At 41.3% G+C, this 22,214-nt stretch carries 21 protein-coding genes; 11 read left to right on the top strand and 10 right to left on the bottom strand.

Going from position 1 to position 22,214, the window contains the following annotated elements; all coding sequences use genetic code 11:
* The first annotated feature begins 2 nt into the window (after nucleotides 1-2).
* A complete protein-coding gene (locus tag DI53_RS11035; protein WP_037499105.1) occupies nucleotides 3-821 on the top strand; it encodes a hypothetical protein in 819 nt (272 codons plus the stop codon).
* Nucleotides 822-906: 85 nt separating this feature from the next.
* Here DI53_RS11035 and argC read toward each other — a convergent pair whose 3' ends face one another.
* The 4 genes from argC to DI53_RS11015 all read right to left on the bottom strand — a co-directional run bounded on the left by argC (nucleotide 907) and on the right by DI53_RS11015 (nucleotide 4,498).
* Nucleotides 907-1,926: an N-acetyl-gamma-glutamyl-phosphate reductase gene (gene argC / locus DI53_RS11030; protein WP_037499103.1), complete on the bottom strand. Its 1,020-nt coding sequence runs from the start codon at nucleotides 1,924-1,926 to the stop codon at nucleotides 907-909.
* An 87-nt stretch (nucleotides 1,927-2,013) separates the two neighbouring features.
* On the bottom strand, nucleotides 2,014-2,463 hold the full coding sequence (locus DI53_RS11025; RefSeq protein WP_037499100.1) for a GNAT family N-acetyltransferase: 450 nt from the start codon (nucleotides 2,461-2,463) through the stop codon (nucleotides 2,014-2,016).
* A gap of 1 nt (nucleotide 2,464) precedes the next feature.
* Nucleotides 2,465-3,649: an argininosuccinate synthase gene (argG, locus tag DI53_RS11020; protein WP_037499096.1), complete on the bottom strand. Its 1,185-nt coding sequence runs from the start codon at nucleotides 3,647-3,649 to the stop codon at nucleotides 2,465-2,467.
* 132 nt (nucleotides 3,650-3,781) lie between these two features.
* Nucleotides 3,782-4,498, bottom strand: coding sequence for a GNAT family N-acetyltransferase (locus DI53_RS11015; protein WP_037499093.1), 717 nt, complete (start codon nucleotides 4,496-4,498; stop codon nucleotides 3,782-3,784).
* A gap of 404 nt (nucleotides 4,499-4,902) precedes the next feature.
* Here DI53_RS11015 and DI53_RS11010 point away from each other — a divergent pair, with 404 nt between their 5' ends.
* The gene (locus DI53_RS11010) at nucleotides 4,903-5,238 is read left to right on the top strand and encodes a hypothetical protein (RefSeq protein WP_241462407.1); all 336 of its coding nucleotides are present in this window, start codon (nucleotides 4,903-4,905) and stop codon (nucleotides 5,236-5,238) included.
* 136 nt (nucleotides 5,239-5,374) lie between these two features.
* Here DI53_RS11010 and DI53_RS11005 read toward each other — a convergent pair whose 3' ends face one another.
* Complete coding sequence (locus DI53_RS11005) at nucleotides 5,375-7,525, bottom strand: S9 family peptidase (protein WP_037499085.1); 2,151 nt, start codon at nucleotides 7,523-7,525, stop codon at nucleotides 5,375-5,377.
* 112 nt (nucleotides 7,526-7,637) lie between these two features.
* On the opposite strand from DI53_RS11005, the gene DI53_RS11000 reads away from it, so the two are divergent.
* The 4 genes from DI53_RS11000 to recA all read left to right on the top strand — a co-directional run bounded on the left by DI53_RS11000 (nucleotide 7,638) and on the right by recA (nucleotide 11,352).
* Nucleotides 7,638-9,260 carry a S8 family peptidase gene (locus DI53_RS11000; RefSeq protein WP_037499082.1) on the top strand — a complete coding sequence of 541 codons (1,623 nt, stop codon included), beginning with the start codon at nucleotides 7,638-7,640 and terminating at the stop codon, nucleotides 9,258-9,260.
* Between the two features lie 72 nt (nucleotides 9,261-9,332).
* Nucleotides 9,333-9,521 (top strand): hypothetical protein, encoded by a 189-nt coding sequence (locus DI53_RS10995; protein WP_037499080.1) that lies wholly within the window; start codon nucleotides 9,333-9,335, stop codon nucleotides 9,519-9,521.
* A 66-nt stretch (nucleotides 9,522-9,587) separates the two neighbouring features.
* Complete coding sequence (gene nth, locus DI53_RS10990) at nucleotides 9,588-10,241, top strand: endonuclease III (RefSeq protein ID WP_037499077.1); 654 nt, start codon at nucleotides 9,588-9,590, stop codon at nucleotides 10,239-10,241.
* Between the two features lie 88 nt (nucleotides 10,242-10,329).
* Entirely contained in the window at nucleotides 10,330-11,352 is a 1,023-nt protein-coding gene (gene recA / locus DI53_RS10985; RefSeq protein ID WP_037499072.1) for a recombinase RecA, read from the top strand.
* A 71-nt stretch (nucleotides 11,353-11,423) separates the two neighbouring features.
* Here the strand turns inward: recA and msrA are convergent, their stop codons facing one another.
* The 5 genes from msrA to DI53_RS10960 all read right to left on the bottom strand — a co-directional run bounded on the left by msrA (nucleotide 11,424) and on the right by DI53_RS10960 (nucleotide 13,965).
* Nucleotides 11,424-12,095 carry a peptide-methionine (S)-S-oxide reductase MsrA gene (gene msrA / locus DI53_RS10980; protein ID WP_037499188.1) on the bottom strand — a complete coding sequence of 224 codons (672 nt, stop codon included), beginning with the start codon at nucleotides 12,093-12,095 and terminating at the stop codon, nucleotides 11,424-11,426.
* 135 nt (nucleotides 12,096-12,230) lie between these two features.
* Nucleotides 12,231-12,839, bottom strand: a complete 609-nt coding sequence (locus DI53_RS10975; RefSeq protein WP_037499066.1) for a superoxide dismutase — start codon at nucleotides 12,837-12,839, stop codon at nucleotides 12,231-12,233.
* Nucleotides 12,840-12,933: 94 nt separating this feature from the next.
* Complete coding sequence (locus DI53_RS10970) at nucleotides 12,934-13,404, bottom strand: nucleoside deaminase (RefSeq protein ID WP_037499062.1); 471 nt, start codon at nucleotides 13,402-13,404, stop codon at nucleotides 12,934-12,936.
* 1 nt (nucleotide 13,405) lies between these two features.
* Complete coding sequence (locus tag DI53_RS10965) at nucleotides 13,406-13,747, bottom strand: tRNA-binding protein (RefSeq protein ID WP_037499057.1); 342 nt, start codon at nucleotides 13,745-13,747, stop codon at nucleotides 13,406-13,408.
* A gap of 2 nt (nucleotides 13,748-13,749) precedes the next feature.
* Nucleotides 13,750-13,965 carry a hypothetical protein gene (locus DI53_RS10960; RefSeq protein ID WP_037499053.1) on the bottom strand — a complete coding sequence of 72 codons (216 nt, stop codon included), beginning with the start codon at nucleotides 13,963-13,965 and terminating at the stop codon, nucleotides 13,750-13,752.
* Between the two features lie 61 nt (nucleotides 13,966-14,026).
* On the opposite strand from DI53_RS10960, the gene DI53_RS10955 reads away from it, so the two are divergent.
* From DI53_RS10955 to DI53_RS10935, 5 genes are all read left to right on the top strand, one after another.
* Complete coding sequence (locus DI53_RS10955) at nucleotides 14,027-14,617, top strand: porin family protein (protein WP_037499047.1); 591 nt, start codon at nucleotides 14,027-14,029, stop codon at nucleotides 14,615-14,617.
* Nucleotides 14,618-14,778: 161 nt separating this feature from the next.
* Nucleotides 14,779-15,552: a succinate dehydrogenase cytochrome b subunit gene (locus tag DI53_RS10950; RefSeq protein WP_037499042.1), complete on the top strand. Its 774-nt coding sequence runs from the start codon at nucleotides 14,779-14,781 to the stop codon at nucleotides 15,550-15,552.
* A 47-nt stretch (nucleotides 15,553-15,599) separates the two neighbouring features.
* Nucleotides 15,600-17,534: a fumarate reductase/succinate dehydrogenase flavoprotein subunit gene (locus DI53_RS10945; protein WP_037499039.1), complete on the top strand. Its 1,935-nt coding sequence runs from the start codon at nucleotides 15,600-15,602 to the stop codon at nucleotides 17,532-17,534.
* A 51-nt stretch (nucleotides 17,535-17,585) separates the two neighbouring features.
* Nucleotides 17,586-18,365, top strand: coding sequence for a succinate dehydrogenase/fumarate reductase iron-sulfur subunit (locus DI53_RS10940; protein WP_193790646.1), 780 nt, complete (start codon nucleotides 17,586-17,588; stop codon nucleotides 18,363-18,365).
* Nucleotides 18,366-18,451: 86 nt separating this feature from the next.
* Nucleotides 18,452-22,195, top strand: coding sequence for a sensor histidine kinase (locus DI53_RS10935; RefSeq protein ID WP_052072345.1), 3,744 nt, complete (start codon nucleotides 18,452-18,454; stop codon nucleotides 22,193-22,195).
* Nucleotides 22,196-22,214 lie beyond the last annotated feature (19 nt).

Raw genomic sequence — 22,214 nt, 5'->3', positions numbered from 1 at the left:
ATATGAAAATGAGTACATTCACAGGTTTGATGGCCGTATTCGCAGTATCTGCATCGGTTGTAGCCTGTAATCCGACAACAAAAAATAGCGAAGGTGAAACCCAAGATTCTACAGCTTTGGCTGACTCCGTGGGATCCGTCGCAGTAAATCCATTGCAACATTCAAAGGAATTTCCAGGGGCTGCTTTAAAAATAGCATCCATTACTTCGGAAAAGGTAGGAGCTGACTCGGCAAAGATCACCGTGAAATATGATGTGAGTAACTTTAAGCTGACTGAGCAAACGGAGCATGATCATCATATGGCAAACTCGCATGAAGGCCAGCATATCCATTTTATATTGGATAACAAACCTTACGCAGCGCTTTATAAGCCTGAGCATAGCGCAACTGTCGCTTTAAATTCCGAACACTACTTGATGTCATTCTTGTCACGTTCTTACCATGAGGCCATCAAGACTCCCGAAGCACACAAGTTGATCAAATTTAAGATCGATGCGGACGGTAAATTGACCGAAGAGGCCGCACCGAAGGACATCGCACTTTTCTATAGCCGTCCGAAAGGCGAGTATAAAGGAGATGATACCAAAGCGTTATTATTAGATTTCTATGTAGCGAACGGTACACTGGGAGCAGACGGCCATAAAGTCAAAGCTGATATCAACGGACAAGAGTTCACACTTGATCAGTGGGTACCTTACGAAATCTTAAACCTGCCGATGGGCGAGACAACTGTTAAGCTATCTCTGGTCGACAAAGATGGAAATGCAGTAACAGGAGATAACGTTATGATCGAACGCAAAATCAATCTTGCTGCGCAATAACTAGATTAGCTTTATTTTTTAATCAAAACAGCCATTGTGGGAAGCACAATGGCTGTTTCGTTTGGGTAAGGGTAAGAGTCAAGATTTAGAATCCTACACTCTTCAAGTTTAAACCTGTCCGTTCATCCAATCCGAACATGAGGTTCATATTCTGAACAGCTTGTCCAGATGCTCCCTTCAATAGATTATCTGTCGCGTTAAGGATCAATAGTTGGTTCCCATGCTTCTCCAAATGCAAAATGCTTTTATTCGTATTAACCACTTGCTTCAGATCGATGTTTGCTTTGCTTACCCAAGTAAAAGGATGTGCGGCGTAGAAGCTTTCATACAGATCGTAAGCCTCGTCTTCGCGCAATGCGCAGTCCACATAAATGGCAGAAAATATGCCACGGGCAAAGTCACCACGCTGCGGTACGAAATGTATTTTTTCGGCAGCACGAGCTAATAAAGACTTATCAGACAACGGTAAAAAACCACTTTGTAGTTGGTCTAATGATTCGGAGATCTCCTGTAGATGCTGGTGCTCGAAAGATTTATAGGCCGATAGGTTATTATTCCGCCAAGAGAAGTGCGTTGTCGCGCCCGGCTTTTGTCCTGCACCGGTAGAACCTGTGGTTGCATTGATATGTACCGCATCAGGCAATAGACTTTTACTTGCTAAAGGAAGCAAAGCCAATTGGATATTTGTTGCGAAACAGCCTGGATTAGCAATGTATTGCGCTTGCTTTATTGCTTCTTTATTTAATTCTGGCAGACCATAGACAAAATTATCTCCCTGATAAGCGGTGTTTGCACGCAAACGATAGTCTTGCGAAAGATCAATAATCTTAACATGGTGAGCAACAGCGTTGGCATCTAGGAATTTACGCGCATCTCCATGACCAACACAGAGAAAAAGTACATCAACCTCACTATGAAAGTCTGAAGAAAAAGTTAGCTCAGTATCACCATAAAGATCATTGTGAACATCATACAGTTTGTTTCCAGCATTAGAAGCCGAATTTGCAAATACGATTTCCACATCTGGATGATAGATTAGTACACGAAGTAATTCGCCACCGGTGTAACCTGCTGAACCTACGATCCCTACTTTAATTTTGCTCATGTTTATACTTATTTTGGCATGAACCTCATGGAAAACAAAGAGAGAAGCCTACGAATAGACTTATCCCTTTGCTTTCTTTAAGGCTTATTATAGATCTGTTTTTTTGAAATCATAAAATGCGGTGTCTTGATCTTGCAACTGGAAGCCTATCTTTCTATACAGACGCTGCGCTGCGATATTATCGACCTGCGTAGAGAGGTGCACCGAGACGGCTCCATCATGTTTTGCAAAAGCTACTGCCTTTCGAATAAGCTCCTCACCTACGCCGCGCTTTCTTACCGATTCCTGCACATAAAGGTCATTCAGTATCCAGTTTTTTTCGGTACGCGCGGAAGAATACTTTGGATAAAGCTGCGTAAATCCCACGGCAACACCATGCTCATAAGCAACGAAAATCACAGATTCGTTATTCGCTAGCCGCGCTTCCAAAAATGTCCGCGCACGCGCCACATCTGACGCCGCCTTATAAAACACACGGTAAGCATCAAATAGTGGCACCACATCTTCCAACTTGTTTAACGACAGCCGCGCGATCATGCTATTTCTCGTTAACCTTGTGCCAAATAATAGTTTGATTACCGAATATCTTAGCAAAGCCTTTAACATCGTCGCCAGTATAGCCTTCATTCATCTCCCCATAACTTCCAAATTTATTGGACATTAAGTCGTGATCTGATTCGACACCGACAATAATAAACCTATACGGGTGAAGCTCTACGATCACGCGGCCAGTTACTGTCTGTTGCGAAGAGCTTAAAAAAGCTTCTATATCACGCATGACAGGGTCGTGCATTTGTCCTTCATGCATATAGTTGCCGTAAAAACCAGAAATTTGGTCTTTCCAAGATAACTGCCATTTCGTTAAGGTATGCTTCTCGAGCGTATGATGGGCTTTGATCAGAATCAACGGCCCGGCAGCTTCGAAACCTACACGACCTTTAATACCAATAATGGTATCGCCTACGTGGATATCGCGACCTATACCGTAGGGTTGTGCTAAATCTTGAAGCTGTTGAATAACTTTTACGGCGCCAACCTCTTTTCCATTCAGCGCAATAGGCTCGCCCTGCACGAAATCAATCGTTATCCTTTGCGGTTCGCTTGACGAAACTTGTGTTGGCCACGCGGCTTCTGGCAAGTATTGGTTTGAGGTTAAAGTCTCCGCACCACCTACAGAAGTTCCCCAAAGGCCTTTGTTAATGGAATATTTGGCCTTTTCCGCATTGATTTCTACACCGTGCTTAGCAAGGTATTCGATCTCTGCTTCGCGAGAAAGCTTAAGATCACGTATTGGCGTGATGATTTCAACACCCGGTATAAGTGTGTTAAAGATCATATCAAAACGAACTTGGTCATTACCTGCTCCGGTAGATCCATGCGCTACGCACTCCGCTCCTATCTTCTTCGCATAATTAGCGATCGCAGTCGCTTGGCATACACGCTCTGCCGAAACCGAGAGGGGATACGTTGCGTTCTTTAGCACGTTGCCAAAAATCAGGTATTTGATCGTATCGCGGTAATAATCTTCTGTTTCATCAATGGCGCTGTGCGATTTAACACCTAAATCATAAGCACGCTTTTCAATGGCTTCTAGTTCGTCCTTGGAGAATCCACCGGTATTTACAACGACCGAATGGACTTCAAGACCAAGATCTTTAGTGAGGTATATACAACAGAACGATGTATCTAAACCACCACTAAACGCTAATACTACTTTTTTCATCTTAATAATTTATTCTTTACTGGCCGGTTATACCATAAAATTTATAACCCACTGTTTATTTAAAAAATCTCAACGGTTTCGTTTCTATCTTGATAGTACTACCGTTAATGTATAGCTTCAAATGTACTAATTTTATATTCCTTTAACCGCTCCGGTTCCTATGGGAAATACAGCAGCAAGCATCTTTCGCGACGACTTCCATAGCTTGGCTTCAATACGTTTTAAAAGCGACTGTTTTTTAACGATGCGATCAAGCCGTTCTTTGGCTTCAGCCCTACGCTGAATTTTTTCTTTTAATTCACGCTCTTTTTCAACCGGATCCCATAGCATAGCAGTACACATGCAGTTTTTGCGTTCTTTGCTCACTAAGATATCGTAATTCACACAGGATTGGCAGCCTTTCCAAAATTCCTCATCCTGGGTAAGTTCAGAATAGGTAACCGGCTCATATCCAAGATCAGAATTGATCTTCATAACGGCAAGCCCTGTTGTCAAACCAAATATTTTAGCGTGGGGATATTTTTCTCTGGAAAGCTCAAAGATGCGTTTCTTTATTGCCTTCGCTAGGCCTACTTTCCGAAATTCTGGATTCACGATTAGCCCCGAGTTGGCCACATAATCGCCATGGCTCCAGGTCTCAATATAACAAAAGCCTGCCCAACGCCCATCTTTGTGCAGCGCAATTACCGCCTTACCATCCTCCATTTTGCGCGCCACATATTCTGGCTTTCGGCGTGCGATACCAGTGCCTCGTGCTTTAGCCGATTCGAACATCTCGTCGCAAATCGCATCTGCATATACCGTGTGTGCAGCCTTAGCTGGAATGATTGAAAAATCTGAAAGTGTCATCTAAAGATGTTGACCCATTAATTTGCACTATAGTGCATCAATAAATATGATTAATTAACGATTGAGGGACCACCGAGCCGGGTGATTATCATAGTGAAAGTGGCCTGCCTCTGAATCAAGCTCGAGGCAGAATAGGTCGTCGGAGTCTTAACACCGGGCAATTAAACGCATGTTTGGCATATAACGATTCCATGACCCGCTTCTTATAAAGCAGTACAGGGCAATCAATATATACGTTTACGTATTTCATGCTATTGTCTTTCCATGTTTAGACTGGGCAAAAGTAAAAAATTATTTTTTTCTTTTATGTAAGTAAGATGTAGTTTTTTTATTAAAAAACCATTAACCTATCTCTCTTATCGTCAATATACTAATAGGACGTATGATTTAGTAAAAGGTTCAAAGTGAAACTACTCCCCGTCAGAAATAAGATCAAGTTTCATAAGTCTATCTATTTGTGTAATTTTGCGGAAGATTTAATCCACAAAGAAATGGTTGGCCCTAGTATTATCTTTTACATATTTTTTGCAGTTCCTTATATTTTTGTGATGTACTGGCTGGTCAAACAAGACCGGAAAAAGTATGCGTGGGGCCTGGCGGTTGTTACCGTTATTGCTATTATAGGCATCATTGTTTCTCAAAAGGCGAGTAAGGTTGCTATTCAAAATTATCAACAACATCAAATAGATGCGCGCGAAATAGAGCAAGAAAATAGATTAGACTCTTTAGAAGATAAATAGACTTTTTTGTAATCTAATGAATAGGGCAACTGACAGTTGCGCGTTTATACCAAAAAACCCAAGAGGCTGTAGTTGTGTTTTGCAAAATAGCGAAAACAAAAACTACAGCCTCTTGTAGTGTTAAGCGCCTTGAACACTATTTAGTGATCCCCTCCAACTTAAATAGGAAGGCATAGTTCAGCGCTACATCTTTCAAATAGTCGAATCGACCGGAAGCACCTCCATGACCATAATCCATATCCGTTTTAAGCAATACTACATTACTTCCCTTTTTCGTTGCGCGTAGTTTAGCTACCCACTTCGCGGGCTCAAAATATTGCACCTGGCTATCGTGCAGGCCTGTTGTTACCAGCAGATTAGGATATTCTTTTGGCTCAATGTTTTCATAGGGCGAGTAGGATTTCATATACGAATAAGCTGCCGGTTCGTTTGGATTACCCCATTCATCATACTCGTTCGTCGTAAGTGGTATCGTTTCGTCCAACATCGTGTTTACCACATCCACAAAAGGCACCTGTGCAATTACGCCATTCCATAGTGACGGGGCAAGGTTAATCACCGCCCCCATTAGCAAGCCACCTGCGCTGCCGCCTTGCGCATAGAGGTGAGCAGAGCTGGTGTAATGCTCTTTCACTAAGAATTGTCCACAGTCGACAAAATCGGTGAATGTATTTTTCTTCTTCATCATTTTCCCGTCTTCATACCACTGTCGCCCCATTTCTTCGCCACCTCGTATATGAGCAATAGCGTATACAAATCCTCGGTCTAAAAGACTCAAACGGGCGGAACTGAACGATGGATCCATCGATGAGCCGTATGATCCATAAGCATACAATAGCAACGACGCTTTCCCATTTTTTTCAAATCCTTTCTTGTAAACAAGAGAGATAGGAATACGTGTGCCATCCGTTGCAGTAGCAAATTGTCTTTCAGTGATGTAGTTGTCAGCGTCGTAACCACCGAGAACCTGTTGCTGCTTCTTGAGCTGCTTCTCCTTCGTCTTCATGTTATAGTCGAAAGTTGATGAAGGAGTTACGAGCGATGTATATCCATAACGGACAACTTGCGTATCATATTCTTCATTCACACTAGGGTAGACGGCATAGGCAGCTTCGCCAAAATCTAGGTAATGCTGGGTACCATCTGTCAAAGAACGTATAGCCATTTGCGTTAGTCCGTTTTTACGTTCTGCAACAGCGAGGAAGTCCTTAAACTCATCAAGCCCTGAAACTAATACATCCGATCGATGTGGAATAAAATCCGTCCAATTTTCCTTCGTTGTCTTTTCTAATGGGCATTGCGCAACTTTAAAGTTTTTCGCATGATCATTTGTGAGTATCAAAAAACGATCTGCTAGTGCCGTGACAGAATAAAGCACATCTTTTCTGCGGGGCTGGAAAGATTTAAATGGTGCATTGGGTGTATCGGCATTTAAAATAAATACTTCAGATGATAGGGTTCCGCCCGAATAGATCATGATATACCGACCATTTTTTGACTTTTCCACACCGATATAATTGGTGTTGTCTTTTTCATCGTAAACGACAGCATCACTTTTATCCGATGCACCTAATGTATGTCTTTTTATTTTTTCGCTTAATAGCGTGACCGGGTTTTTCGCCGTGTAAAAAAAGGTTTTGCTATCATTAGCCCATACCGCTTCCCCTTCTGTACGGTCAATCTTTTCGGTGGATAATTCGCCTGTTTCTAAATTCTTGATATGGATGGTGTATTCTCGCCGTGAAACCGTATCCACACCGAAAGCTAACAACTTATTATCTGGACTGACGGAAAAGCCCGTAGCAGCGTAATAGGAATAGCCTTCCGCCATTGCGTCGATATCCAGCAATACTTCCTCAGGACCATCCAAGCTACCCTTTTTGCGGCAGTATTTATAGTATTGTTTCCCTTCTTCTGTCCTACTGTAATAATAATAGCCGTTTTTTAAATAAGGAACGGACTCATCTTTCTCTTTGATACGCCCTTTCATTTCCAGAAAAAGTTTCTCTTGAAGAGCTTCTGTATCTTTCATCATGATAGCGGTATATTTATTTTCTTCTTCGAGATACTGTATAACGTTCGATGAATCGGCGCCCTTTTTGAAATAATCGTTCATCCAATAGTAGTCATCGGCTACCGTGTCTCCATGGATAATACGTGTATGCTCTTTCTTCTGCGCGATGGGCGCATCGGCTTGAGGCCAAACCGATGTATGTGTGTTTTTCATATCAGAACATGCTATTGCCATAGCGCCAATGATAATCATATAGTTCCATTTTTTGTTCATAAAAAAGAATTTTACGATAAAGTTAGTGTAAAAAAAATATCGATTTAGTTTTTTTTAACAACAACTGCATGGTAGTTGCGTTATATTTGCCATTAACGAGAACTAAACAAATATGATTGGAACAAGTAGACTTTGTACCTTAATAGGTATAGCGTTACTTCCTTATTTTGGAAGTGCGCAGTCAAAGAGCACAAACCCACCCAATTGGTACAACTTAGATTATCAGGCGGACGGTGTCCGCGGTATAAGTACCGAGAAAGCTTATGAATTGTTAAAAGGTCGTAAATCAACGCCTGTAATAGTCGGTGTATTGGACGGTGGTGTAGATTACAAACATGAGGATCTGAAAGATGTGATGTGGACCAATAAAAAGGAAGTAGCCGGTGATGGGAAAGATAATGATGGAAACGGCTATATCGACGATATACACGGCTGGAATTTTATCGGTAACGCTACAGGCGAGAATGTACAATACGATAATTTGGAGGTGACGCGATTAATTCGTTTGTACGAACCAAAATATATTTCTGTATTGCCATCTACCCCCCTAACAGAGGAAGAACGCCGTGAATTTGTGGCTTATCAGAAAATGATCAGCGACTACACCAGTAAACTTGATCAAGCGAACTTTGGGAACACAAATTATGTGCGACTAAAAGAAGAGCTAGACATCATCATTAAAAAAATAGGAAAAGATCCTAAAGATATCACCAAAGCTGATTTAGATAGCTATACAGCGACATCTGATCGCCAGAAAATGGCTTTACGGATGGCCAATAGAGAATTGGCGAACACGCCTTTTGATAAATTTTACAAAGATTTAGAAGATGGTGTGAAGTACTTTAGCGGTCAAACCAAGTATCACTTGAACAAGGCGTATGATTCACGTAGCATTGTGGGCGACAATTACGAGAATGCTAGCGAACGTGATTATGGCAATCCGGATATCAAAGGGCCGGACGCTGACCACGGCACGCACGTAGCCGGAATTATTGGAGCGAAGCGTGATAATGGCATCGGGATAAACGGCGTCGCGGACAATGTGCAAATTATGGGCATCCGCCTTGTGCCTGACGGCGATGAACGCGATAAAGATGTCGCCAATGGAATACGCTACGCCGTAGCGAATGGTGCAAAAGTAATTAATATGAGCTTTGGTAAAGGATACGTTTACAATAAGGAGACGGTTGACGAAGCCGTAAAGTATGCCGAAGAAAATGATGTGCTACTGGTTCATGCCGCTGGAAACGACTCAAAGGATAATGACATCGTTAAAAATTATCCAATGAAGTATTTTACAGATAGCTTGGGTGCCGTGCTAGGCGAAGCATCAAACTGGATCACCGTGGGCGCCACGTCATCTGGCCTTGATGACGACCTATTGGCTAGTTTTTCAAATTATGGCTATAAATCAGTAGATGTATTTGCGCCGGGAGTGAAAATTAATTCCACCATGCCGGAATCTACCTATAAAGAACAAGATGGTACGAGCATGGCAGCACCTGTCGTTGCTGGGCTTGCGGCGTTAATTCGATCATACTATCCTGAACTTTCAGCTAAAGAGGTGAAAAGCGTTATATTGAAATCGGTTACCAAGGTAGATGACAAGGTTAAAATACAGGTAGATGGATCGACAAAAAAGGTCTATCTTGATGAGATAAGCGTTACAGGAGGTATCGTTAACGCCAAAAGAGCTGTGGAGGAAGCTAACAACTATATCCAAACAAAAAAGTAAAAAAATGTTAAATCGGATATAATATATATTTCTATCTTGCGTTTTATATGTACTTAACAAAACAAAAGGCTTATGGTAGAATACTTTACACAAGATGAACATGAGACTAGATTAAGCGAAAATGAGGTAGCCATGGTTGATAGAAACACTGACGCACTATTCGATGAAAGGCTCAGAAACGGTTTAGCGAAACTGACAAAGTCACCAAGTGCACAAACGATCGAGAACATTTTAAATTACTCGAAGAGCTTAACAAAGTAACATGGCAAAGTCTCTAACGTTGTTAGAGACTTTGTTATTTATGAAGAGTTTTAAATATCTTTGTTTATGTTAAAAAAAGAGAGATATAAGGAATTCGTCGCCTATTTTTCCACGCATAATCCGGAGGCGCAGACGGAGCTCAACTATAGCAATCCCTATGAACTCCTAGTAGCCGTGATTCTTTCTGCACAGTGCACCGACAAACGAATTAACCAAATTACACCAGCACTTTTCGATCGTTTCCCTGATGTTACAGCGTTGGCGGGTAGCACGGTAGAGGAAATCTTTTCGTATATCCGTTCGGTAAGCTATCCGAATAATAAAGCAAAGCACTTATTGGGGATGGCCCAAAAACTGATTGAGGAATTTCAGGGGGAGGTGCCGGAAAAAGTGGACGATCTTATCAAGTTACCTGGAGTGGGTCGCAAAACCGCTAACGTGATATCTTCGGTGGTGTATAACAATCCATCAATGGCGGTTGACACGCATGTTTTTCGTGTGAGCAACAGGCTAGGCTTAACAAGTAACGCCACTACCCCGTTAGCAGTGGAAAAGCAATTGGTAAAATACCTCCCGAAGGACACCATAGCCATTGCACATCACTGGCTCATCCTGCATGGCCGATATATCTGCTTAGCCAGAAGACCAAAGTGCGAGATTTGTCCCATCACCTATTTCTGTAAATATTTCGAAAAAACCTATCAACAACAAGCTGTTTAAAAAATTACGAACAAAACTAATATTATTAGTAATATAATTTTTATTTATAAAATTTATATTGTATTTTTGACTATTAAATACTAAAAATATGAGTAACGCAGATAAATTAAAAGCTTTACAGCTTACCTTAGATAAACTTGAAAAGTCTTATGGTAAAGGTACCATTATGAAATTGGGCGACTCTGCCGTTGAGCCTATTGAAGCAATATCTACCGGTTCACTAGGACTGGATATAGCATTAGGTATTGGGGGAGTTCCGAAGGGTCGTATTATCGAGATCTACGGTCCGGAATCATCAGGTAAGACTACTTTAGCGACTCACATTGTAGCGGAAGCTCAGAAAAAAGGCGGAATCGCAGCCGTAATTGATGCAGAGCACGCCTTTGATAAATACTATGCACAGAAGCTAGGGGTTGATGTAGAAAACCTGTTGATATCGCAGCCAGATAATGGCGAACAGGCACTTGAAATTGCAGACAATTTGATTCGCTCAGGCGCTATTGATGTTATTGTGATTGACTCCGTTGCGGCTTTGGTACCTAAAGGTGAGATTGAAGGGGAAATGGGTGATTCGAAAATGGGCTTACAAGCGCGCTTAATGTCCCAGGCATTGCGGAAATTAACCGGCACAATTTCAAAAACAAATTGCTGTTGTATTTTCATTAACCAGCTTCGGGAGAAAATTGGCGTTATGTTCGGAAATCCCGAAACAACCACAGGCGGTAACGCACTTAAGTTTTACGCATCTGTTCGTTTGGATATCCGTCGTACATCCCAAATTAAAGATTCTGACGAGGTGTCCGGTAACCGGGTTAAAGTAAAAATTGTAAAAAATAAAGTGGCACCTCCATTCCGCATCGCTGAGTTCGACATCATGTTTGGCGAAGGTATTTCGAAAGTGGGCGAAATCATTGATCTTGGTGTTGAATATGGCATTGTGAAAAAATCCGGATCTTGGTTTAGCTACGGAGATACAAAGCTTGGTCAGGGTCGTGATGCTGTCAAAAACCTTCTTTTTGACAATCCAGACTTAAGTGATGAATTAGAAGCTAAAATTAGAGCAGAGGTAAGCGGTGTTGACCTAGATCAGCATGCTGCCTTGGAAGATTAATATTAAGGTTAATATGCTGTGAAAGGGTCGCCGATAATTTTTGGCGGCCCTTTTTTATCGAATAATTATCGTTACTTCAACTTGTCTTTAAACACTTTCTGGAATTTTTCCATCTTGGGTTTAATTACGTAAACACAATAAGCTTCCTGCCCATTCTTTGCATAATACTCCTGATGATAATCTTCTGCCTTATAGAAAGCTTTGAAAGGTTCTACCGCCGTCACGATTTTACTCTTGTACACATCTGCAGCATTTAACTTGTCAATATAATACAGGCTTTTATTATACTGGTCTTTAGAGTGTGCGAATATAATAGAGCGGTATTGTGGCCCAATATCGTTGCCCTGCCTATCCAATTGTGTAGGATCGTGAGACAAAAAGAATGCCTCAAGCAGCTCGTCGTAGGAAATAGCAGCAGTGTCATATAGCACTTGAATAACTTCTGCATGTCCGCTGCGCCCAGAAGAAACCTGACTATAAGTAGGGTTCGCTTTCTTTCCTCCGGAATATCCAGAGACGACGGATTTCACACCCTTCAAACTCGCAAATTGTGCTTCAACGCACCAAAAACAGCCGGCACCGAATATAGCGGTATCGATAGCACCGGCAGCACGTTCAGGAAGCTCCTGCACAGAAACTGATAATTGGCCGCTATCCTTACTCCCTTGAGCTGGCTGTCCACACGCAGCGAAAACTGTCAATCCCAAAACCAGCGTTAAAAAATGATGTAATCTATTCTTCATCGTAAAAAGTTTATATAAAAAACGCGTCATTACTATACCTCCGACAGATTTAAACGTAATACGTTTAATGCTTGAACCGTGAGACTTGAGTAATGACGCGCAATTGACAGACCGTTAGATCCGGTCCGCAGCTATTTACTTAGCTTCCTGAAAACGTTGTGCAACAGCATCCCAATTGATGGCGTTAAACACTGCTTCCAAATAAGCCGGACGTTTGTTTTGGTACTTCAAATAGTAAGCGTGCTCCCAAACGTCAATACCTAAGATAGGTGTGCCTTGAACTTCCGCAACATCCATTAATGGATTGTCCTGATTTGGTGTTGACGTAACAGCTAGTTGACCATCTGCCTTTACAACCAACCATGCCCAGCCTGAGCCAAATCTGGTAGCACCAGCATTTTGCAATTGTGTTTTGAGCTCTTCAAAAGACCCAAATGTGCTTTTCACTGCATCAGCTAGTTCGCCAGTTGGCTCGCCGCCAGCGTCTGGCCCTAGGATAGACCAAAATAATTTGTGGTTGAAGTGCCCACCGCCGTTGTTACGAACAGCAGCTGGATATTTAGAAATATTCTTGTTGATATCTTCCAAGGATAAATTCTCAGCATCAGTACCTGCAATTGCTTTGTTCAAATTGTCAACGTAAGCTTGGTGATGACGATCATGGTGGATTTCCATGGTATCCTTATCGATGTGTGGTTCCAACGCGTCACTTGCGTACGGTAATGCTTCTAATTCAAATGCCATAATATATATCTTTTATTGTTTAACAATTAATAGCACGAATATAACAATTTCGGGCTACCATCGGTTTTAACAATCGATGAATTTATTTGTTTGGCTATCTTTTATTACGGAAAAATGATCGAACCAATTCGCTACACTCGTTTTCTAACACACCGCCCTGAACCTCTGTTTTGGGGTGATAAAGATTACCGTGCTTCGATGCTCCACGCTTTTCATCTTTTGCCCCGTACACGACTTTGGAAATTTGCGTCCAGTAAGAGGCGCCCGCACACATTACGCAGGGTTCCACTGTCACATATAGGGTGCAATCTTTTAAATACTTTCCTCCCAAAAAATATGAAGCAGCAGTAAAAGCTTGCATTTCGGCATGAGCAGTGACATCGTTTAGACGCTCTGTTAAATTGTAGCCTTTCCCGATAATCTTTCCTTGGCTAACGATGATAGCGCCAATAGGCACTTCATCTTCCCGGAAAGCACTTTCTGCCAGTTTTAATGCTTCCCGCATATACAATTCGTCTGCCGGAATAGCCGGCTGCGTTGAATCATCAAAATGAAATATTCGCATGTTAAATTAATTTGGCACCATTAGGCAATGCCCTTTCGACAGTACTAAGAATGATATCCCCTTGCTCATCAGCAAAACCTGTTACTAAACACTCCGACATAAAATCGGCAATCTGTTTCCTCGGAAAATTGATGACAGCGATAATCTGTCTACCGACGAGTTCTGCTTTTGTATAATGGTGCGTGATCTGCGCACTGGATTTCAATATACCGATTTCCTCACCAAAGTCTATCAGCAATTGATAGGCTGGCTTACGTGCTTTTATAAAATCAGCGACCTCTATTATAGTTCCAACACGAAGATCAACCTTCACAAAGTCATCCCATGAAATCTGAGCTTCCATGTCTACAGGCTATTTGATTCTAGATTTTTTAATTCTTTGGCCAAAGTAAACAAAATATAATCTTTATTCCGTCGAAGCCTTTTTGCCAGTTTGGCTAGTAACTGCTCTTCTTCACCTGCATGATAAGCAAGGTCTTCGTCGCTCAGATGATTGTATTTTCTACTGAGTTTTACCTTAAGGATCGCCCAATCTGCGTCAGATATTTTCAATGTGCTCATAACTATTCTTAAAAAAATACGTTATTATTGTATCGTAATAAAATAAACAAATATTTTTCACATGAAAAAATCTCTACTTACTTTAATTTGTTTGATTTTTGCTGTAGGCATAACGCAAGCGCAGCTGCTTCCTACTTTCAAACTTGGTATCAAGGGCGCTTTGGGCTTTTCCAGCTTAAGCTCTGACGGACGTTTTTTTAATTCCGACACGAAAACAGGATTTCAATTGGGAGCATGGGGTCGCGTTGGTATTGCTGGATTTCACGTGCAGCCAGAGGCTTACTATGCAAGCAAAAGAGTTGGTGTTGAAACAGACTTGAACGGCGGAGAAAGTGGTGAGGCTACTTTCAAGAGCTTTGACGTACCATTATTACTGGGTACTAGAATTGGCCTAGGTCCAATAGGTGTCAGGATACAAGCCGGTCCGGTGTTCTCCTTCGCACAAGACGGAAAGGTAAACTTTACCACAGCTACACAATGGGATCGCTACAAAAAGACATCTACAGGACTTATAGGTGGTATCGGTGCTGATATCAGTAAGTTCACCGTTGATCTTCGTTATGAGCATGGTTTGACGGATTTGAATGAAAGCCCGGACTACAATCAAAAGATCAGAATGTGGACCATCGGTGTAGGCTTTGCATTCTTATAGAAAACAACTAAAATATTATTTTTTGAAGGGGCTGGATCATGCAAATTGATCCAGCCCCTTTTTGATTAGAATTGTTCTAAATTGTTCGATTTTATTGACGTATGTCAGATTTCTGTTAACAAATAAATAGATTTGCGAATCAATATAAAAAATCGAGGATAATGAGTAATTCAAAGCCAGTTTTAAGCTCTTCACTGGGAAGAAAACTGATCATGAGCTTAACGGGGATCTTCCTATGTACATTCCTTATAGTTCACCTGATTGGTAACTTACAGCTATTTAAAAATGATGAGGGGTACGCCTTCAACAATTATGCGTACTTCATGACGCACTTCACACCCATTAAGGTAGTTTCTTACCTACTTTATGCATCTATCGTTGTCCATGCGATTTACGCTTTGGTTTTATCCATCAAAAACAAAGCTGCGCGCCCTGTTAACTATGCGCAGTTCGACGGCAAAGCCAATAGTACATGGAACTCACGTAACATGGGAATTCTGGGAACTGTTCTTCTTGTTTTCATCGCAACACACATGCAAAACTTTTGGTGGAAATACCATAACGATCAAGTGCCCTACATTGAGTACCAAACAGACTTGGCCACAGGAAATACAACTTCGCGGGTACTGGAAGCAAGTGAATTCAACGATTATCAAGTAACTGTTGAGAATAACGTAGAGACTGTAAAAGCGCGTGATTTGTACAAGCAGGTAGACTTTGCTTTTGAAAACCCGCTATTAGTAGGTTTTTATGTATTGGCAATGGCTGCATTAGCATTCCACTTAATACACGGTTTTAAATCGGCTTTTCAAACGATCGGTGTTTCCCACAGAAAATATGTGCCTATCATTGAATTCATTGGTGTATGGGGTTTTGGTGTTATCATTCCGATTGGTTTTGCGTTAATGCCATTATATTTTTATTTCGTTAAATAATATTTAAGATATACTATTCATATCTGTTAAATATAAAGTATTTAAATATGTTAGATTCAAAGGTACCTGCAGGCCCATTAGCCGAGAAATGGTCAAAACATAAATTTGAAATGAAGTTGGTAAACCCAGCTAACAAACGTAAGTTCACAGTCTTAGTTGTGGGTACGGGTTTGGCTGGAGCATCTGCTGCCGCTTCATTAGCAGAACTTGGTTACAACGTAAAAACATTTTGTTACCAAGATTCGCCACGCCGTGCACACTCCATCGCTGCACAAGGTGGTATCAATGCTGCGAAGAATTATCAGAACGATGGTGACTCTGTTTTCCGTCTATTCTATGATACAATAAAAGGTGGTGACTACCGCGCACGTGAAGCCAACGTATATCGTCTTGCTGAAGTATCGGTGAACATTATTGACCAATGTGTGGCACAAGGTGTTCCTTTCGCTCGCGAATACGGCGGATTGTTGGATAACCGTTCTTTTGGTGGGGCACAGGTTTCCCGTACATTCTATGCTCGCGGTCAAACGGGGCAGCAATTGCTTTTAGGAGCGTATTCTGCGTTAAACCGCCAAATCAAAAAAGGAAAAGTAAAATCCTACACGCGTCACGAGATGTTGGATTTAGTGAAAATAGATGGCCATGCGCGCGGAATTATCACGCGTGATATGGTTACCGGAAAAATCGAATCTCACGAAGGTCATGCGGTGCTACTTTGTACAGGCGGATACGGAAACGTTTTCTTCCTTTCAACGAATGCAATGGGCTGTAACGTAACGGCGGCATGGAGAGCGCATAAAAGAGGTGCTTACTTTGCAAATCCTTGTTATACGCAAATTCACCCTACTTGTATCCCTGTTACAGGCGACCACCAGTCGAAACTGACGTTGATGTCTGAATCATTACGTAATGATGGTCGTGTTTGGGTACCGAAAACCAAAGAAATTTCGGAGAAGTTACGCTCAGGTTCTATTAATCCTGCAGACATTAAAGAGGACGACCGCGACTACTTCTTAGAACGGAAGTACCCTTCATTTGGTAACCTCGTGCCACGTGACGTTGCTTCGCGTAACGCGAAAGAAATGGTAGACGATGGCCGTGGTGTGGGTAAATCTGGCGTTGCTGTATTTCTTGATTTCGCGGATGCTATCAAACGTTTAGGGAAAGATACGGTAGAGGCTAAATACGGAAACTTGTTTGATATGTACTATCAAATCACGGACGAGAATCCATATGAACAACCCATGCGTATTTATCCTGCTGTGCACTACACAATGGGCGGTGTATGGGTTGACTATAACTTGATGACTACTGTACCTGGTCTTTATGCGTTGGGCGAATGTAACTTCTCTGATCACGGTGCAAACCGCTTGGGTGCATCAGCGTTGATGCAAGGCTTATCTGATGGTTATTTCGTTATTCCGTTTACAGTAGGCGACTATCTTGCCAATCTTGGAAGCTTTGCTCCGATCGACAAAAACCATCCAGCTTTTGAGCAGACGAGAAAAGAAGTAGAAGAGAAAATCAACGTGTTATTGAGCTTGAAGGGATCGAAAACTATTGACGATATCCACAAAGAGTTAGGTAAGATCATGTGGGAATACTGTGGTATGGCCCGTACTGCTGAAGGCTTAACTAAAGCTAAAGGCTTGATTCAAAACTTGAAAAAAGAGTTTTGGAGCGATGTGAGAGTATTAGGTGAGAACGAAGAGTTAAACATGTCTCTAGAAAAAGCGGGACGCGTAGCGGACTTTATCGAGCTTGGCGAGTTGATGGTAGATGATGCGTTGAACCGTAGTGAATCCTGCGGTGGACACTTCCGCCTGGAATCACAAACCGAAGAGGGCGAAGCAAAACGTGATGACGAAAACTTCACCTATGTAGCTGCTTGGGAATTTGCTGGCGAAAATCAGGAAGAGGTTCTACACAAAGAGGAATTAATCTTTGAAAACGTTAAATTAACACAAAGAAGTTATAAATAGTATCCTGCTGGTTGAGACATCTTGACCAGCGTTGTACTTAACAATATTATCATGGCACAACATATGAATTTAACGCTAAAAGTTTGGCGTCAAAAAAATGATAAAACCAAAGGTCAATTCGTCACGGTTCAAGCGAAAGACATTGCTGATGATATGTCTTTCCTAGAGATGCTTGACGTTGTCAATGAAGACCTTACCCGTTTGGGTGAAGACCCGATTTATTTCGATCACGACTGCCGCGAAGGTATTTGTGGGATGTGTTCATTGGTGATCAATGGCCGCCCCCACGGACCTAAATACGGCATTACAACGTGTCAATTACACATGCGGTCTTTCCACGACGGTCAGACGATTGTGATCGAACCTTGGCGTGCAGCTGCATTCCCAGTATTGAAAGACCTTGCTGTAGATCGTACATCTTTTGACCGCATACAGCAAGCTGGAGGATACGTGAACGTCAATACAGGCGGCGTGCCAGACGCAAACACGATTCCTATTCCGAAACGTATCGCAGATGAAGCTTTCGAAGCTGCAACATGTATTGGTTGTGGGGCTTGTGTTGCAGCATGTAAAAATGCATCCGCTATGTTATTCGTTTCAGCTAAGATATCTCAGTTTGCGTTGCTTCCGCAAGGTCAAACAGAACGTTATGAGCGTGCGCAAGCGATGGTAGATCAAATGGATGCAGAAGGTTTCGGTAACTGTACCAACACGGGTGCCTGTGAAGCGGAATGTCCGAAAGGCATCAAACTTTCCAACATTGCACGCATGAACAGAGAATACTTCACCGCTAAATTATTCCGCGAAGAAGACGTCCATACCCACAATTAATTTCGGGTGTGAATTTATAAAAAGTCCTCGTTAGATATAATAACGAGGACTTTTTTTATATTTACATTTTGTGCAAAGCGACATAAATGTTGACAAAGATTCGATTTCTTCTCTTAATTTTCACGTTATCCTTACTAGGTACTGCGATCACTATACATTTCACCATTACGGATGAAGAAATGCTTAAACTGGATGAAGGCAAGTTAACGACGCGCATCCATAAGTTTGAAGACAGGATTGATGAAATTTTTGGAGATAGCTTAATTGTTAAAACATTTCAAAATGTCGATAAATACCCCGTCCAACTTCAACAAATCACCAACCAAATAAGTCAAGAACTAATTTTCTTTTATATCTATCGAGATAACCAGATTGTACACTGGTCCACAAACATCTATGTGCCCGTCACGGATGTCGGCATTCGCCCTAAAACATCCTATCTGCAGTCTGAAAACAGATCATTTCTGGTAAAGAAAAAAGAGCTGAACCACGGCATCTCGGTATTGGCATTGGTTCCGATAAAACGAAACTTCGAAAATCCTAACAATTTCCTAAACAACAATTTCCTAAATACAATTGGTGTAAAGAATATAGAGATAGCGCAATACAACGACAATAAGAATATACGCAACATTTATAGCAAGGATAACAACTACTTGTTCTCTGTCAAACTTATTGAAGGAAAGAAAGACAATATATACCTTGATTTACAATTTATCTGTTGGGTCGCTGCTATCATTTGTTTTATCATCCTGACAAATAGTATTTGTCTTCATCTTGCAAAAAAAGGAAGAGCGTGGCTAGCGCTCATTTTATTCTTCTCGATCTTGGTGGCTATCCGTTATATCGATCTCCATTCGAATTGGTTATCGGTACATTCTAGCCTAGAGCTATTCGACCCGAAGTACTACGCATACAATGAGATTCTGCCAAATGTGTGGTCGTACTTAATGATTACAGTGAGCATTTTTTGGTTTATATGCTTTGTAAAGTATATACAGCGTTTTTTACCTGTACCTAAAAAGCTTCAGAAGCGAAACTTCGCCATTATCTTTTCCCTCATTGGCATTTTTTCCATCTATGTGTCTGCACAGATCATGTTCTATTTTCTAGGGACTTTGATCACTCACTCCCCGCTTTACGAAAATGATTTTACAAAGATCCTGAATTTAGGATTATATGGTTGGATATGCTTACTGCTGTTTTGCTTAAATGTCACCTCATTCACGCTCTACACAGATGGCATCTTACAAATGATTCGTTTTTTTCTAAAGAACATCACGATAATGCTCAACATTGAGCTCATTTGTTTAGTGGTATCGCTTATTGCTACCGCGATTATCAATTTCAATCTCTTTTCTTGCGTTTTAATCGGGACACTCATATTTCTCCGTACATACAGAACCTATAGCTTCTCTGCGCCATACCATCTATCCATATTCATCTCTACAATACTACTGCTATCTGGCGTATCTATATTATCCTATAATCACTACAACCGCATCACGAAACAGGAGGGGATGAAACAATCCATCTCCCATCTTCTCGCCGAAGATGATGTCAACGCAGTATCCCTCTTTGTCGATATCGAAAAACACATCAATAACGATTATAAGCTGGAGAAATCACTTAGTCTTCAATCTTCCGCCGCCGATATTCCTGCGATAACCGAATACATAAAAACCAGATACCTAAGTGGCTATTTGTCTAAATTTGAGTTTCAGGCATTTTATTACAATAATGAGGGCATACCGCTGGAACAATACCAGACAAATATCGCAGCGGAGTATCGGGAGAAAGTAATAAAAAGCGCAATTAAAATTCCGTTTACGACTAATTTCTATCGGCTAAAAAGCGAGCTAGGTACGCATGAATATTTCACACACCTCACGATACCGTATGAGAACGATTCGGAAAAGTCTTACCATATCTATCTCAATCTGAAAAACCTGTCGTACAGCACACTTCTTCCCTATCCCGAAATTTTATCAGACAGCAAGTCCTCCGCCTGGCAGTTTGATGCGATTGAAAACAATTCTTATGCCCTGTACAAAGACCATAATCTCGTAACACAATACGGCGCGTATAACTATGCGGAAAATGATTTTTATGTCCCCAATAAACTGCGTGAATACCTAGAGATTGACAAACAAGACCACTTTTTCCATCTGGCGTACAAGCCAGACCAGTATACAACAATTGTTCTTAGCAAACAAAAATCAACGGCGTGGCAATATTTAGCGCATGCTTCTATTATTTTTATTGTACTCCTATTATTCTTTGTACTGTTTAATTCTACGAATTACGTAGTCAAAACAATTAGTGATAAGTCCTTCCATTGGAATCGCATTCGCTATCATTTCCGGCTGTTGTATAACAACATTCAATATAGTACCCGCATACAAACACTGGTCATCATGTCGGTTCTGTTGGGGATCCTTATTTCCGGAGCAATTGCATTTATAAGCATCAACAGACAATTGGAACAAACGACCTCCGCAAACAGATTAAAAGAGATTGCCGAAGTCACCAAAAAGATCGAAAACACGATAGCCGGCACTGACGAAGAGGTCGGTCAGGCGATTGTGAAAATATTGAAGGACATGGCTCCCTCCAGCATGACAAATTTCAATTTGTATGACAAGGGCGGAAGGTTGCTATACACTTCTCAACCCCGAATATTTGATTTAAAGTTGATTTCTGACTATATCAATCCTGCGGCATTAAGCAAACTTGCGGTATTACGGAAATCAGAAGCTTACGAACAAGAGCAGATCTCTATGTTCAAATTTGCAGCCTCCTACGCCGCAATAAAAAGCGAAGATTATAAAACGGTGGCTTATCTGAACATTCCATATTATACGACGGAGAAGGATGCTATTTCAAATAGAAATTTATTACTGAACACCATTCTAAATATCTACACCTTTATCATTATTCTTTTTGGTTTTATAGCTGTTGCGGTATCAAGCAAAATCACCAAGCCTTTAGATATTGTGCGTCAAAAGCTCGCCGAAACGCAACTATCGAATAAAATAAATGAGCCGCTCTATTGGGAGCGCAATGATGAAATAGGCATGCTGATTAAAGAGTACAACTACATGTTGATCAAGCTGGAGGAGAGCGCAAAGCAGCTGCGCGACGCTGAACGCGAAAAGGCTTGGCGTGAGATGGCCAAGCAGGTAGCACACGAAATCAAAAACCCTTTAACGCCGATGAAGCTGGGTATACAGCAGCTTATGCGATCCTACAATGAGAATGACCAGCGGTTTGCCGAACGTTTTCTACGCATTTCCAATTCAGTCATAGAACAGATAGATAGCCTATCAAAAATTGCGACAGAATTCTCTGCATTTGCTAAACTGCCGGAAACAAATCTGGTGAAAATTAATTTGATTGAGAAAATACTCAAGGTAATGAATCTGTTTAACAGCTCATCCAATACCTTAATCGTACTTAATAACGAAACAATGGATCGTGCTATCTACATCCTGGGCGACCGGGATCAGATGCTGAGATCTTTCAACAATTTATTTAAAAATGCGATCGAAGCAAGTGTAGGCAGAAAAAAAACGAGGATCAATGTTGAAGTGAGTTACCCCGACGACAATAATGTGAAAATTTTTATTCAGGATAATGGTTACGGTATATCGGATGAAATCATCCCTAACATCTTCAAACCAAATTTTACGACAAAAAGTTCTGGAACAGGTTTGGGATTGGCATTTGTGAAACAAACGGTAACTGGTATCGGCGGAAAGATCGAATTTGTAACCAAAACGAATAGCGGAACTACCTTTATCATCACCTTACCTATCTATAAAGGCTAATTGCTATCAGGTTTAACAG

The sequence above is a fragment of the Sphingobacterium deserti genome (genome assembly GCF_000757725.1).
Taxonomy (GTDB): domain Bacteria; phylum Bacteroidota; class Bacteroidia; order Sphingobacteriales; family Sphingobacteriaceae; genus Sphingobacterium; species Sphingobacterium deserti.
The sequence above is the reverse complement of the archived record's forward strand: the minus strand, read 5'-3'. Positions and strand labels throughout refer to the sequence as shown.